The organism is Tenacibaculum sp. AWR4_210 (assembly GCF_056160945.1).
Genome location: NZ_JBSWYF010000001.1, coordinates 472,889 through 486,713 on the forward strand (window position 1 = coordinate 472,889; position 13,825 = coordinate 486,713).

At 36.2% G+C, this 13,825-nt stretch carries 13 protein-coding genes, 1 other RNA gene and 1 pseudogene; 10 read left to right on the forward strand and 5 right to left on the reverse strand.

The genetic code is table 11. From position 1 onward, the window contains the following. Positions 1–138: 138 nt before the first annotated feature. From ACXAG7_RS02075 to ACXAG7_RS02095, 5 genes are all read left to right on the forward strand, one after another. Positions 139–894, forward strand: coding sequence for an isocitrate lyase/PEP mutase family protein (locus tag ACXAG7_RS02075; protein ID WP_476665796.1), 756 nt, complete (start codon positions 139–141; stop codon positions 892–894). Then, positions 894–1,952, forward strand: coding sequence for a bifunctional transcriptional activator/DNA repair enzyme AdaA (locus ACXAG7_RS02080; protein ID WP_476665797.1), 1,059 nt, complete (start codon positions 894–896; stop codon positions 1,950–1,952). Before ACXAG7_RS02075 ends, ACXAG7_RS02080 begins: the two co-directional genes overlap by 1 nt. A 135-nt stretch (positions 1,953–2,087) precedes the next feature. After that, positions 2,088–2,486 carry a hypothetical protein gene (locus ACXAG7_RS02085; RefSeq protein WP_408043869.1) on the forward strand — a complete coding sequence of 133 codons (399 nt, stop codon included), beginning with the start codon at positions 2,088–2,090 and terminating at the stop codon, positions 2,484–2,486. A 441-nt stretch (positions 2,487–2,927) separates the two neighbouring features. Continuing rightward, positions 2,928–3,533: a hypothetical protein gene (locus ACXAG7_RS02090; protein WP_476665798.1), complete on the forward strand. Its 606-nt coding sequence runs from the start codon at positions 2,928–2,930 to the stop codon at positions 3,531–3,533. A 143-nt stretch (positions 3,534–3,676) separates the two neighbouring features. Next, complete coding sequence (locus ACXAG7_RS02095; RefSeq protein ID WP_476665799.1) at positions 3,677–3,931, forward strand: hypothetical protein; 255 nt, start codon at positions 3,677–3,679, stop codon at positions 3,929–3,931. A gap of 220 nt (positions 3,932–4,151) precedes the next feature. On the opposite strand, the pseudogene ACXAG7_RS02100 reads toward ACXAG7_RS02095, so the two are convergent. The 4 genes and pseudogenes from ACXAG7_RS02100 to ACXAG7_RS02115 form a co-directional block, all read right to left on the reverse strand. Next, positions 4,152–4,462, reverse strand: a pseudogene (locus ACXAG7_RS02100) (TPM domain-containing protein). 162 nt (positions 4,463–4,624) lie between these two features. Continuing rightward, a complete protein-coding gene (locus tag ACXAG7_RS02105) occupies positions 4,625–5,455 on the reverse strand; it encodes a DUF1963 domain-containing protein (RefSeq protein WP_476665800.1) in 831 nt (276 codons plus the stop codon). Positions 5,456–5,828: 373 nt separating this feature from the next. Next, the gene (locus ACXAG7_RS02110; RefSeq protein WP_476665801.1) at positions 5,829–6,581 is read right to left on the reverse strand and encodes a hypothetical protein; all 753 of its coding nucleotides are present in this window, start codon (positions 6,579–6,581) and stop codon (positions 5,829–5,831) included. 200 nt (positions 6,582–6,781) lie between these two features. Then, the gene (locus ACXAG7_RS02115; protein WP_408043875.1) at positions 6,782–7,312 is read right to left on the reverse strand and encodes a DUF3575 domain-containing protein; all 531 of its coding nucleotides are present in this window, start codon (positions 7,310–7,312) and stop codon (positions 6,782–6,784) included. 99 nt (positions 7,313–7,411) lie between these two features. Here ACXAG7_RS02115 and ACXAG7_RS02120 point away from each other — a divergent pair, with 99 nt between their 5' ends. Continuing rightward, a complete protein-coding gene (locus ACXAG7_RS02120; protein ID WP_408043876.1) occupies positions 7,412–8,341 on the forward strand; it encodes a site-specific tyrosine recombinase in 930 nt (309 codons plus the stop codon). 83 nt (positions 8,342–8,424) lie between these two features. Here the strand turns inward: ACXAG7_RS02120 and ffs are convergent. Further along, positions 8,425–8,523, reverse strand: an RNA gene (ffs, locus tag ACXAG7_RS02125) — signal recognition particle sRNA small type. A gap of 180 nt (positions 8,524–8,703) precedes the next feature. Here ffs and ACXAG7_RS02130 point away from each other — a divergent pair. From ACXAG7_RS02130 to ACXAG7_RS02145, 4 genes are all read left to right on the forward strand, one after another. Then, the gene (locus ACXAG7_RS02130; RefSeq protein ID WP_408043877.1) at positions 8,704–9,231 is read left to right on the forward strand and encodes a DUF4199 domain-containing protein; all 528 of its coding nucleotides are present in this window, start codon (positions 8,704–8,706) and stop codon (positions 9,229–9,231) included. A gap of 77 nt (positions 9,232–9,308) precedes the next feature. Continuing rightward, the gene (locus ACXAG7_RS02135; protein WP_408043878.1) at positions 9,309–10,265 is read left to right on the forward strand and encodes a glycosyltransferase family 2 protein; all 957 of its coding nucleotides are present in this window, start codon (positions 9,309–9,311) and stop codon (positions 10,263–10,265) included. Positions 10,266–10,299: 34 nt separating this feature from the next. After that, positions 10,300–12,006, forward strand: coding sequence for a phospho-sugar mutase (locus ACXAG7_RS02140; RefSeq protein ID WP_408043879.1), 1,707 nt, complete (start codon positions 10,300–10,302; stop codon positions 12,004–12,006). Further along, on the forward strand, positions 11,993–13,825 hold the full coding sequence (locus ACXAG7_RS02145; RefSeq protein ID WP_476665802.1) for an ABC transporter ATP-binding protein: 1,833 nt from the start codon (positions 11,993–11,995) through the stop codon (positions 13,823–13,825). The genes ACXAG7_RS02140 and ACXAG7_RS02145 overlap by 14 nt, the downstream gene beginning before the upstream one ends.

Genomic DNA, 13,825 nt, shown 5'->3' on the forward strand with positions numbered 1-13,825 from the left:
TTTCAATCTAAATGCGGTGTATAACGACGAATTTATGCGTGTCTACACAAGTTAGGAGCAAGCAAAGAAAAATACTCGTCCAATTTTCGGTTGCCAAATAAAGTTCATCATCGGTTCTTTGCTCAAAAGAATTAAAAGATGAAATTTAAAGATTTACACAACCAAAACAAACCTTTGTTAATTGCCAATGTTTGGGATGTACCAAGTGCAAGAATTGCAGAAGAATTAAACTTTCAAGCAATCGGAACATCGAGTTCGGCAATTGCTTCTCTGCTTGGCTACAAGGACGGTGAAGAAATGACCTTTTCGGAATTAGAATATATGGTAAAACGAATTTCGAAAAATTCTAATTTGCCTTTGTCCGTTGATCTGGAATCAGGCTACAGTCGAAACGTTGAAGAAATTTTTAACAATATTATGAAACTGTCAGATTTTGGCGTTGTTGGAATCAATATTGAAGATAGTATTGTAGATAAAAGAAGAACCTTGCTAGCAGCAGAAAAATTTGCCCAGACAATTTCTGAAGTAATTGAAAATCTTCAGAAAGAAAAAATAGATATCTTCATAAACGTAAGAACGGACACTTTTTTATTAGATGTTCCCAATACAATTGAGGAAACCAAAAAAAGAATCAAATTGTATGAAAACGCTGGAGCAAATGGAATTTTCGTTCCTTGCATTGAGCAGATTTCGGACATTGAAGAAATTGTAAATTACACCCGATTACCAATTAATGTAATGTGTACACCTAGGCTTCCTGATTTTGAAACACTTAAAAACTTGGGAATAAAACGGATTAGTATGGGCAATTTTATATTTGATAAAATGTACGGTCAATTCAAACGTAAAACAGAAGCAATTTTAAACCAAAATTCATTTAAATCGATTTTTTAATGCGAATTACAGAAGCTAAAACAATAGATACTTACTATGAGGCCCTATTGGAACGTAAACAAAACTTTGTAGGCATCTTTTTTGTCGGTGTAAAAACGACTGCTGTATTTTGCATTTCGACTTGTAGAGCAAGAAAACCCAAAAAAGAAAATGTTGAATTTTTCACCACATTTAAAGCGGCTTTAAACAATGGTTACAGACCGTGTAAAGTTTGTAAACCTACTGAAAATGCCAACGAAGCACCGGAACAAGTTCAAACCGCAATTCAACTGATTAAGAAAAACCCTAAATCGAAAATTACAGATGAGCAACTTCGTCAAAAGAATATTAGTCCTGAAATGGTACGAAGGTGGTTTAACAAAAATTACGGTATGACTTTTCAAACCTATCAAAGAATGTATCGTATTAACGTCGCTTTTCAAGAATTAAAAAATGGAAAAAACGCTACAAAAACGGCCTTTGATTCTGGTTACGAATCCTTAAGCGGATTTGGTTATACATTCAAAAAAGTAATTGGGAATTCGCCAACGAATAGCACTACCAAAAACATAATATTAATCAGCCGATTAACAACACCATTAGGTCCCATGTTTGTTTGCGCAACTGAAAACGGAGTCTGTTTAATGGAATTTGTTGATCGCAAAATGCTCGAAACCGAATTTAAAGAGTTACAGAAACATTTGAACGCCAATATTATTGGAGGAGAAAACAAACACATCAAACAAGCTAAAAAAGAAATCGCCGAATATTTTGATGGAACTAGAAAGTCATTTGATGTAAAACTCGAAACACCTGGAACAGATTTTCAGAATTTAGTTTGGGATCATTTACGAAAAATAGCATTCGGAAAAACATCAACATATCAGCAACAAGCCGAAGCCATCAATAATCCTAAAGCAGTGAGAGCTGTTGCCTCTGCGAACGGGTTTAATCGAATTTCAATTATTATTCCTTGTCACAGAGTAATTGGTAAAAACGGAAAACTGACAGGCTACGGAGGAGGATTAGAACGGAAAAAGTGGCTTTTAGAACACGAGCAAAAAAATGCCTGCACATAACAAGGTGTATCAAAATAGCAGTTTAGGTGTTTTTACCATAGTAATTTCTGTAAATTTATCGTCCGTAATAAGCCGAAAAGCTCGTGGCAAAGCTCGCTACCTTTCCTATACTCACCGTTGTGGTACATTAAGAAAATGAAAATAGAAGAACCAAAATTCAGATGTGGAAATGGAAAAGCAATTAAAGAACTGGTTGCTACCTATGCATATCCCTATGCTGATTGGATGCAAGATTGGCCGTATGAAATTGCAGATTCAAAAGAAATAGAAAACTACTTTCAACATTATGACGAGCAGACAGAAGAAGACAAAAAGTTTAGTTTGATGGAAATGCTAATCCAAGCATTGACTGATATAGAAGATAAAAATGACTTTGATAAAAACTGGAAACGCTTAAAATCGAGAATCATAAAGGACTTTGTGGTTCACGAATACACACTATTTTATTGGAGCTGCTTTGGCGAAAATCTTTCCGACTGTTGGAAAGTAACGCCATATATGAGGGAATTGTGGAAAGAAATAAAAAATGGCTAACAAAAAAATAAACATCGAATGGACGAACAATAAAGCAATCGTTCTTTTTGTAGTACTCTCAAGAGTTAACGAGGATGACGACTTATATTGATTTGAAGACCAATCGGAGTAAAGAGTTCTTTGAGATATAGCCTGTATTTAAGAAAAGGAGTTAAGAGAAGCATTTCGAGCAGATTAACAGGAGACTCCTATAAAAACGAGAGAGGCGGTTCGAGATAAAGAATCATAAACGACACCACAACCCAGCGTACAAAACAGAGCTAATTAGTACTTAACCGAAAACTCACTGCACAGCTGAGCAAGTCCGCCGAATTTTTGGCTTGGTTTTTGAAAAAAAAGATAAAAAAACGTAGCTAAGTGTTGATCTAGAAATTGGCTCTGTTAAATACGCTAGGTTCGACACACAAAACGGTTTCATCACAACCTGTAAAACTCAAAAAATTGCTTAACAAAGAATTCAAAATATTTCTTCCAATCCTAACAATACTTATTATCGGAGTTTTATATTTTCTTTCTTGTTCCTACTCCCCAAAATGGAACTTTAACTGGAAAGGTATTAGACCTGAAATAAAAGATTCAATAAAGTCATTGGATGAATATGGAGAAATTACATCCAATGCGGTAGGATATTCTGGAAGAACACCAAACCAATGGCACAGGCAACATTGGATTTTAAAGAATGCAAATAAAGAAGAGTTTTTAAAACTAATAGAATACCCGAGTGGAACTGTTAAAGCTATAGCATATGAGGGACTTTTACGAGATGAAAAATTTGACCATAAGTTTGATTTGATTACTAAATCTCTAAATGACACTTTAACCTTTGTTCATTATTCATTTAGCTATGGTGGAACTGCTTTCATGCTATCTGATTATGTCATTAATTTTATTGGAAATATAAATAATGAATTGCCTCCATCTAATATTAAAGATTACCCAAAATTAAACCTATCAAAAAAACAACTAGCGTCCGTAAATAATACATTCAGAATGAGAAAAGAAAAATTAGACTACTACAAAAAAGAATATTTAAAAACGATAAAATAACTACTTGCCTAACAATAGCTAAAAACAACCTATAAAAAAATCAGGGCTGTTTCCCCGAAAAGTTCGTATCTTTTCACGCACTATGTTGCACAGTCAAACCGTTGGCATTCATTGACGGAACGCACTCAAAATTGAAAAAATATATGACAAAAATAAAACTGACTTTAATTTTTATACTTTTACTCTCTTTAGAATGTTTTAGTCAACAAACAGGAAACGATGGAGTAAAAAACACAGCAATAAGAAATGGTATTGGATTAGGAAGTGTTTTAGCCATCGTAGTTTCTTGGGAAAGGAACAAATCTGTTTTATTGGCCGTTTTACACGGAATCTTTAGCTGGTTATATGTTTTGTATTTTGTTCTCACAAGAAAACCAGAAGAGAGACTTAAAAAATAAGTGGATTTTAAATTGGTTTATAAAAATTGATCTGTTTTGCATGTACTCACTCAAACGGAATTCAAAGAGTAATACGGAACAAAAACGCTGGATGAACTAACAATTTTTCACTCTAAATTGCCTTATTCTTATCTGACCCATCTAGTGAGAGCAGCTCAGTTATGCCGAGCAGACCAGCGCTACTCATACGTCACATTTGCTATTGCGACAGCAGCTATTTCTACTTTTCTATTAAGGCCAACACAGCATTTTTAATTCCGTCATAAAAATTTCCTTTTTTAAATTCAGGAACTATTTTTTCTTCAAATACTTTTTTGCAAATTTCATCCGTCAAAATTAATTCTGTTCCATATCCCGTTGCAATTGCGATTTGTAGGCAAGGTTTACAAACAACTTTGGCCAATCCATTATTTTCCGCAGTTCCAACGCCCTTACGAATTTTTGGATGTCCGTATAGGGCTTTATGCTATCAATGGTAACTACCACAATTTGTCTTGTCGTTTGACTTTTGTAGTCACGTAGAATTTTCAATAATTCAATTCGTTGTGATTCCGTATAAATTCGTCCGAAATCATTTACAATTCCTATTGGTTTTGGAATAGCACTTTTTTGCGTTTTCGCAAAGACAATTTCAGTGGTTGTTATTTAGTTTAGGCTTCTTGAGCACTTCCTTTGACAGAAAAAACTCAAAGTTTAGTGACACTGCAAACTAAATTCGATACGCTCTGATTTTTCATCGTAGAAAACATAGATTAAACCAACATCACCCCACATTAGCCCCGCATTATCTTCAGAATCAATCTGAAACAAGAGTTTCATTGGGTTCCCTTCGCTGTCCTGCGGGGTTGATTCTCCTTGTACCCATTTCGGATAGCCACCAAGTTGACTTTGATACTCCTGTGTCCCAATAAGCTTGGTTACCATTTTATCATAACTGTCCCATGGCTTATCTTCATCTAAGACACACGATAACTTAGATGCCCTATTGTCTATTAAATAAATCCCTTCCCAGTCCGGTAAACTTAGGGTTGGGGTACACAGTATTTCACAATATTTTGATTTTTCTACTTCCGATGGCTTAGCAATAAATTCAACATTTTTAATCTCAGTTTCTTTGTATATTTTTACAAACCAACCACTATCATGAGTTTCCCAAGGAAACTCCTCCCAACTGTAGAAAAACTGTACTAAGGCTATGCTTTTAGGGAGCTCCAACTCAGGAGCATTGAATACCTGGAAAATAAAATCTAAATGTTTTCCGTTGTTATCTTTTGGCCACTCTTCTCCTTTTTCAAAATAAGGATTTCCTCCAAAATGAGATGACAATTGCGAATTTTCTGGAGGTCTTGAAGCAGGTTGAATTTCTAGTTTACTCGTTGGTCTGATTAATTCCTTTACTAAATTTTCTAAATCTGAAATAGAATTTAGATTCAATGCATCTAGCTCTTTTCGATAGGTATCAAAATGTGAAGCCGCTTTAGACTTGTCTTTTTTACCTCTAAATATATTTTTCCAAAAGCTCATTTTTTTAGGTTTCGTTTTAAGGTGAACTCATCATATAGTATACTACATTAGTATCGTCTCAATGAGGCTGTCAATCGACATAAAATCTAGTTTTATACTCTTCGTTACCTGTTGTAAATCTAAAAATTTTGATAAAAACACCATGCAAAAAATCATAAAACAAACTGGCTATGCATCCTGGATTTCATGAAATACATCCTAGCTTCAATACAAACCAGAGATTAATGACTGGAATTCTATGTCACATATTTCTAATGGGTTCGTAGAGATCAATGTACTCAAAAGGCTTTTTTTTGAATTATATAAGCAACAAGTATCGGAATGAAATAAGATCTTAGGAGTTATACAATTAACTTGGAACATAATAACCTTATTACGCTGTTTTGTTTAATTGTATCGATATGCCATTAAATACTAGTAATGATAGTGCATTTATAAAGTAAAAAGAAAAGTCGATGGGTGTTACTCCATTACTAAACACGACCAATCCAATATAAATTAGCAAAACAGATAATACCGAGATCAATACTACGTGATAAACACTCTTTGTTTTGGCTTGTTTTAGATAATTAGTCACTAACAAAGGAAGTGCGAAAACCAAACTCAGCACTATATGAGCCAAATCGAACTGATTAATTACACTAAAAACTGCACTCACCACCATACACAACACCGAAAATTTTGAGATATTTAAAAGGTGTTTTTGTGTGTTTTTTAAAAATTCATGGCTAGTATACCCATTTGCCCTTCTTGAAAAGATTTTCATCACAATCACAGTCATACAAAACACATTCCCAAATACCACAACACTCAGGATCCCTAAATGAGGTACAATTTGATTACTTAACACTTGAAAGCTTACAAACATCAATGCTACAAGTGAAATCAAACCAGATCTATGAGCAATTGTAAGATCTTCAGAGGCTAAAGACGTCTTGAGCCCTGCAAAGGAGATGGTGCTAATCGCATATAGAGAGGTAATTGCCCCAATGACCAACATTATTTGTTTGAGTGACAAAGTATAAGCATCAAATGCTAGATATACAAAAATAGCGATATTGATTACACTTAAAATAACGGCTAAATAGCTAACTTTTTTGTTAGGATAATTATTTTTCAATTGCATTTTTATTCCAAAATTAGAAGATTATACAGAAACATGCAATTTTTTTTTGGTATCCGTCCAATGTCAAATCAAAATGACCAATAGCCTTCCAGCAGTTTTTTTTATGAAACGTAAAATGATTTTTGTTCAGTTCACAAGAAATTAGAGCAAAAAAAAAGAGACCGTTAAACGATCTCTTTTATTTGTTATTTTGTCAATTCTTACCAAGCGTAACCGATAGAAAGACCTAAACGTGGTAAAAATCCTTGGATGTTTACAGAAGTACTTTCAGTAGCAGATACAGACATGTACTGTGCTCCGAAGTTTAAATCTAATGCAAATCCAGAGTCTCCTCCACCAAATACCCATTGGTATCCAGCTAAAGCACCTCCTGAGAAAGTCGAGAATCCGATGTCAGTCCCAGCAGAGTTGTTAGCAGAAGAAACAGCATAGCTTACGAAAGGTGCAGCATACCATCCTCTAGGAGCGTCTTTTGCAGAAGAAAAATAAAACTTATACTTTCCTTCTCCCCCAATAGCACTTGAGCTTACTACTTCACTTCCTGAAGTAACCTTTGCAGAAGCAAAAGATAAACCAATTTCGAAAGCTTGGTTGTCAGATACAACTCTTTCGTAAGAGAAATCACCAACACCGAAAGCTAATCCTAATGGGTTTGCCTTAATTACATTCTTTTGTGCGTTTGCAGTAAATCCTAATGCTAACATAGCAATAACTACTAATACTTTTTTCATAATCTTAAACGTTAATTTTTTATGTTTGAGGTGCAAAAATAGGTTTATTTTTTAAATAACAAATTTTTAACATAAAAAAATATAATAATTTACTATTTTATGAGTTGGCAAAAATCTATTCAAGACTTTAAGAACTTTTTAAGAATTGAAAGAGGCCTCGCAGATAATTCTGTAGAGAGCTATCAGCAGGACCTAAAAAAATTAGTGTTTTTTTTAGAACTACTCTCGGTGCGTCCAAGCCCTCAAAACATCGATGCCGCCACCTTAAAAGGTTTCGTTTATGAGGTAGGAAAAGAATTAAAACCGAGAAGCCAAGCTCGTTTAATATCAAGTTTACGAAGTTTCTTTGATTTTCTCGTATACGATTCCTATCGGGAAGACAATCCTACAGATTTACTCGAAAGCCCACAGATAGGCAGAACCCTACCCGATACTTTATCAAATAGTGAAATTGATGATCTTATCGCGGCCATAGACCTCAGTCATCCGCAAGGAGAACGAAATAAAACCATCATAGAAACCATTTATGGTTGTGGACTCCGTGTGAGTGAATTGATCAATTTACAACTGTCAGACCTTCATTTAGAGCAAGGCTACCTGCGTATTTTAGGAAAGGGTAACAAATACCGCATCGTTCCTATTCATCAAAGTACTATTGACCAGTTACTTTATTATATTGATAGTATTCGCAGTAAAACACAGGCTATCCCAGCTGATGAAGACACTGTTTTCCTGAATCGTCGTGGAAAACGCCTAACCAGACAAATGATTTTTATTATTTTAAAAGATCTCGCTACAAAAATCAATTTAAAAAAGAAGATAGGGCCTCATACCCTACGTCATTCTTTTGCCACTTACCTATTACAAAACGGTGCAGACTTGCGAATTATTCAACAAATTTTAGGTCATGAAAGTATTACAACGACTGAAATTTATGTCCATTTAGACAATAGCTACTTAAAGGAGGTCGTTGCTTCCTATCACCCGCGAAGTGAACGCCAAGATCGTGAACGAACTGAAAAAAACTAGCTAGACTAGGACTTAGAATTTTGTTAATCAATAAGTAAGCTGGTAAAAAAATATCGGATGAAGACGTAACTTTAGCGCATAAAAAAAGGCAAGCTACCTACATCACACTGCTACAACCTAATACCCTTGCTGCGTTCCCGCCCTGGGGGATTCAAAGGGAGCTAGTTGTGTAGGACTTGCCGGGGCAAAGGTACGTTCTTTTTTTAGATTAAAACAAGAAAATTTACAGAAAATTAATGTAACATTTCTAAGTTTTTGAATACTAATAGTTTGTTGACCTATTTTTTTTTGACGAGATTAACAAAACTATAGATGTGCAACAAAAAAGATATATTTGTAACATAAAAACTCATACTAGAACTATGGAAAATCAATCAACCAGCAAAAACTTGATTTTAAAATTTGGATTAATCTTCGCAGGGATTATCATTTTCACCAACCTACTTATTTACGCATTAGGAATGACCTATGATACAACAGGAGGTTTAATAGTATTAGCTGCTGTTGCCGTATCGTTAATTGGTATCCCGATTGTCGGAATTGGTGCCTATAAAAAAGCCAACAATGGCTATTTAACCTGGGGAGAGGGTGTAAAAGCAGGTATCGCGATGGTATTGATAGGAACGGTCATTTCTATTGCCTACACCATCTTATTTACGGAAGTTATTGAACCTACGTATTTTGAAACGGCCAATGAAATGGCTCGTAATCAACTTGTCGAGGCAGGACTTTCAGACGAACAAATAGACGCGCAAATGGAAATGCAAAAGAAATTCCAAGGAACACCTATCGGTCATGCTTTAGGGTTGTTATTCTATACGTTCGTAGGTTTTGTCGTAGCTGCCATTACTGCCGCAGTTAAGAAAAAGACAGAAGAAGACGAGTATTAGAATTACTTTAGCACCAAAAAGTTGTACGGTCATAAAAAGACTAGTATTTTTGACTTTTTAAATCAGAACTTACTTATATGGATATATCGGTAGTTATACCACTTCTTAACGAAGATGAATCTATAAAAGAACTATACGATTGGATTGCACGCGTGATGCAATCCAATCAGTTTTTATACGAAATAATATTTATTGATGATGGCAGTACCGATGCCTCTTGGGATATCATTACGACCCTCCATCAAAACCACCCAGAAGTCAAGGGAATACAATTCCAGCGAAACTATGGAAAATCACAAGCCTTGGATGCTGGTTTCGAACTTGCACAAGGCGCTGTTGTCATTACCATGGATGCGGACTTGCAAGACAGCCCAGATGAAATTCCGGAATTGTACCGTCTTATTACAGAAGAACAGTTCGATTTGATTTCAGGATGGAAAAAGAAACGCTACGACAACGTTGTCACTAAAAACATACCCTCAAAATTATTCAATTGGGCCGCGCGTAAAACTTCAGGACTGTCGTTACACGATTTCAATTGTGGCCTAAAGGCTTATAAAAATGAAGTGGTAAAAACGGTAAAAGTAAGCGGAGAAATGCATCGTTACATACCCGTACTTGCCAAAAACGAAGGTTTCAATGCCATCGGTGAAAAGGTAGTGCAACACCAGGCACGTAAATACGGTGTAACAAAATTTGGTATCGATCGTTTTATTAATGGCTTTTTAGACTTGATTACCATCTCTTTTTTGTCTAAATTCGGTAAACGACCAATGCATTTTTTTGGTTTGTGGGGAACCGCTATGTTTTTATTTGGATTCCTCTCGGCCTTTTATATTGGTGCCATGAAACTATACCGGGTAGCAAACCATATAAAAACCATTTTGATTACTAGTAATCCTTGGTTTTATATCGCGCTTACCGCTATGGTCTTAGGTACCTTATTGTTCTTGGCTGGATTTTTAGGGGAGCTTATTATCAAAAGTAATGGGCATCAGAAACACTACAAAATCAAAAGCCGTTTAACCGAATAAACGTTGTATTTTTTTTAACGACTAAAAATTAATTATGGAAGATATTATCACCAGAGCCGATCAATGGGTGACTGCACCTTTTGATATCCAAACACAAGAAGAAATTAAAGCCTTAATCGCAGCTAAATCAGATGATTTACCTGATCGTTTTTACAAGGACCTAGAATTTGGTACTGGAGGAATGCGAGGCATTGTGGGTGCTGGGACCAATAGAATTAACCGATATACCATCGGGAAAGCAACCCAAGGGTTGTGTAATTACCTCCACAAAACAAAACCGAATAAAGCATTAAAGGTAGCCATCGGTTACGACTGTCGACACGATAGTAAGTGGTTATCACAAGTAGTCGCAGATGTATTGTCAGCAAACGATATCGAAGTATTACTCTTTGAGGACCTCCGTCCTACTCCTGAGTTGTCATTTTCAGTAAATCACTTAGGCTGTGATGTCGGAATCGTACTTACGGCTTCACACAACCCACCTGAATACAACGGTTACAAGGTGTATTGGACGGATGGTGGACAAATTGTTCCTCCACAAGACAAAGGGATTATCGACGAGGTAAACGCCCTCGATTTTGCAGACATCAATTTCGAAAGCAAGCCTGCCTTGATAAAAAAACTAGGTACTGAAGTAGACGAAGCATTTTGGAAGGCCTCTTTAGCAAGTGGAACTTTTGATGTAAAAGGACGTGAAGATCTTAAAATTGTATTTACATCCCTACACGGTACATCTATTAAATTGATCCCTGAAGTGCTCAAACGCGCAGGATATACACAAGTGCACATTGTTGAAGAACAAGCTGAACCAAACGGAAGCTTTCCTACCGTGGCATCTCCTAATCCAGAAGAACCTGAAGCCTTACAAATGGCCGTGGAATTAGCCGAAAAACTCGATGCCGATATCGTTCTTGGAACCGATCCAGATTCTGACAGAATTGGAATCGCCGTTCGCGACAATCACGGTAAAATCAAATTACTCAACGGAAATCAGACGATGAGTTTGATGACGGATTTTTTGATTAACTACTGGAAAAAAGAAGGAAAACTTAACGGAAAACAGTTTATTGGTTCAACCATCGTATCTACCAACCTCGTAAATGAAATTGCAGACAGCTATCAGGTAGAAACCAAAGTCGGACTCACTGGATTTAAGTGGATTGCCAAAATGATCAAAGACCACCCTGAGTTAGAATTCATCGGAGGTGGAGAAGAGAGTTTTGGATATATGGTAGGTGACTTTGTCCGCGATAAAGACGCGGTTACTTCTGCCCTGCTCGCTTGTGAAATTGCCAGTGCTGCAAAAGCCTCAGGAAGCTCTTTTTACGAAGATTTACTGCAATTGTACACGCGCCATAACTTTTACAAGGAACACCTCATCGCGATGGTAAAAAAAGGAATGGACGGAGCGGAGCAAATAAAAAACATGATGCACCAATTGCGCACCAACCCACTTGAAAAAATTGATGGTTCGTCGGTAGTAGTCCTTAAAGACTATCAAGCATCAACGCAAAAAAACCTATTGACGGGTGAAGTGACTCCTTTAGATATCCCGAAATCAAATGTATTGATCTACGAAACGGAAGACGGTAGTAAGGTAGCTGCGCGTCCAAGTGGAACCGAACCTAAAATTAAATTTTATATCAGCGTAAAAACACCGCTTGCATCCGTATCAGAAGCTGATGCAGTAGAAGCCGTGCTAGACGCTAAAATTCAACGAATTATAAATGAGCTATTTTAAGCGATTTTTACAACATGCAAAACCCTATAAAAAATTATGGGTTGCAACTATAATTTTAAATATTTTGTACGCAATCTTTACCACGCTTTCATACGTGGTATTGATGCCTACATTGAATATTTTATTTAAAGACACGGAAAAAGTTTATACAAAACCCGTATATAAAGGCTTTACAGAGTCTGTCAACAAAGAATATTTAAACGATTTACTCAATTACTACGTTACCTACTCCAATGAAAATTTAGGGATTGAATCTACCCTATTTTATGTGATTTCCGTAGTTATCATCATCTTTCTTTTAAAGAATCTTTTTAGCTACCTAGGACAGCTCACCATGGTATTTTTAAAGAACAGCGTTCTTAACGATATGCGTAAGTTGATGTATAATAAAGTGATTGGCATGCACCTTTCATATTATTCAAAAATGAAGAAGGGAGATGTAATGAACAGAGCTACTGGTGACTTAGGAGTGATCAATGAAACCTACCTCAATTTGGTAATCACGTTCATCAGAGAGCCTTTAAACATGATTTTAACGATGACAGTACTGGTTTATACCAACTGGAAACTTTCTATGTTTATGTTCACCTTTTTACCTGTTGCCGGATTGGTTATATCCATAATCAGTAAAAAAATCAAACAGCAATCAGGAGAAATTTACTACAAAAACGGATTGTTATTGGGTCTTATTGAAGAGAGTATTTCGGGATTAAAAATTATCAAAGCCTTTAATGGTGAATTCAGTTTTGGACGCCGTTTTGCAAATTTGAGTAAGGAAGTAAAACACCTCGGAAATAAAATGAGTACCCGTGAGGTACTAGCGAGCCCAATGAGTGAGTTTTTAGGAATCGTTACCATTGCTGCTTTGCTGTGGTATGGAGGTAAAATGGTTTTGATCGAAGAAGTGTTAAACAGAGGAACCTTTATCGCTTTTATAGCAACGGCTTATAATGTATTAACCCCAGCAAAAGCTATTGCCAAAGCCAATAACAATATAAAAATGGGAGATGCCGCAGCAGAACGTGTTTTTACTGTTTTAGATACGGCTAATGAAGTTACCGAAAAGACCAATCCAGTAATCATCAATGACTTTAAAGAAGAAATTGCCTTTACCAATATCTCATTCAAATATGGAGAAAATTACGTTTTAGAAGATTTCTCACTAAATATTCCAAAAGGAAAAACCGTAGCGCTTGTAGGTCAATCAGGTTCGGGTAAGTCTACCCTAGCGAATTTGTTAACGCGTTTTTACGATGTAAACAAAGGAAGTATTTCTGTAGATGGACAGGATATCAAAGACATCAGTAAGGAATCGCTTCGCGGGTTAATGGGAGTTGTTACCCAAAACTCTACCCTGTTTAACGATACAGTTGCCAACAACATTGCCTTGAGTAAACCCGATGCTACTAAGGAAGAAATTGTCCATGCTGCAAAAATTGCCAACGCCTATGAGTTTATTACAGAACTCGATAATGGTTTTGACACCATTATCGGTGATCGTGGAAGCTCTTTGTCTGGAGGACAACAACAGCGAATCGCCATTGCGCGTGCAGTACTCAAAAGCCCTCCTATTATGATTTTGGACGAGGCTACATCGGCCTTAGACACAGAATCTGAGCAACTGGTACAATTGGCCTTGGAGAAAATGCTGGAGAACAGAACGTCATTGATTATTGCCCACAGACTTTCCACCATTCAAAAAGCCGACCTCATCGTGGTCATGCGCAAAGGACGAATTATAGAGCAAGGACGACACGATGAATTACTCCAGAAAAAAGGAGAATACTACAAGTTAGTAACCATGCAAACCTTAGAATAA

Coding starts and splice junctions, on each gene's coding strand:
- ACXAG7_RS02075 (WP_476665796.1), top strand. CDS start 139: ATGAAATTTAAAGATTTACACAACCAAAACAAACCTTTGTTAATTGCC.
- ACXAG7_RS02080 (WP_476665797.1), top strand. CDS start 894: ATGCGAATTACAGAAGCTAAAACAATAGATACTTACTATGAGGCCCTA.
- ACXAG7_RS02085 (WP_408043869.1), top strand. CDS start 2,088: ATGAAAATAGAAGAACCAAAATTCAGATGTGGAAATGGAAAAGCAATT.
- ACXAG7_RS02095 (WP_476665799.1), top strand. CDS start 3,677: ATGACAAAAATAAAACTGACTTTAATTTTTATACTTTTACTCTCTTTA.
- ACXAG7_RS02105 (WP_476665800.1), bottom strand. CDS start 5,455: ATGAGCTTTTGGAAAAATATATTTAGAGGTAAAAAAGACAAGTCTAAA.
- ACXAG7_RS02110 (WP_476665801.1), bottom strand. CDS start 6,581: ATGCAATTGAAAAATAATTATCCTAACAAAAAAGTTAGCTATTTAGCC.
- ACXAG7_RS02115 (WP_408043875.1), bottom strand. CDS start 7,312: ATGAAAAAAGTATTAGTAGTTATTGCTATGTTAGCATTAGGATTTACT.
- ACXAG7_RS02120 (WP_408043876.1), top strand. CDS start 7,412: ATGAGTTGGCAAAAATCTATTCAAGACTTTAAGAACTTTTTAAGAATT.
- ACXAG7_RS02130 (WP_408043877.1), top strand. CDS start 8,704: ATGGAAAATCAATCAACCAGCAAAAACTTGATTTTAAAATTTGGATTA.
- ACXAG7_RS02135 (WP_408043878.1), top strand. CDS start 9,309: ATGGATATATCGGTAGTTATACCACTTCTTAACGAAGATGAATCTATA.
- ACXAG7_RS02140 (WP_408043879.1), top strand. CDS start 10,300: ATGGAAGATATTATCACCAGAGCCGATCAATGGGTGACTGCACCTTTT.
- ACXAG7_RS02145 (WP_476665802.1), top strand. CDS start 11,993: ATGAGCTATTTTAAGCGATTTTTACAACATGCAAAACCCTATAAAAAA.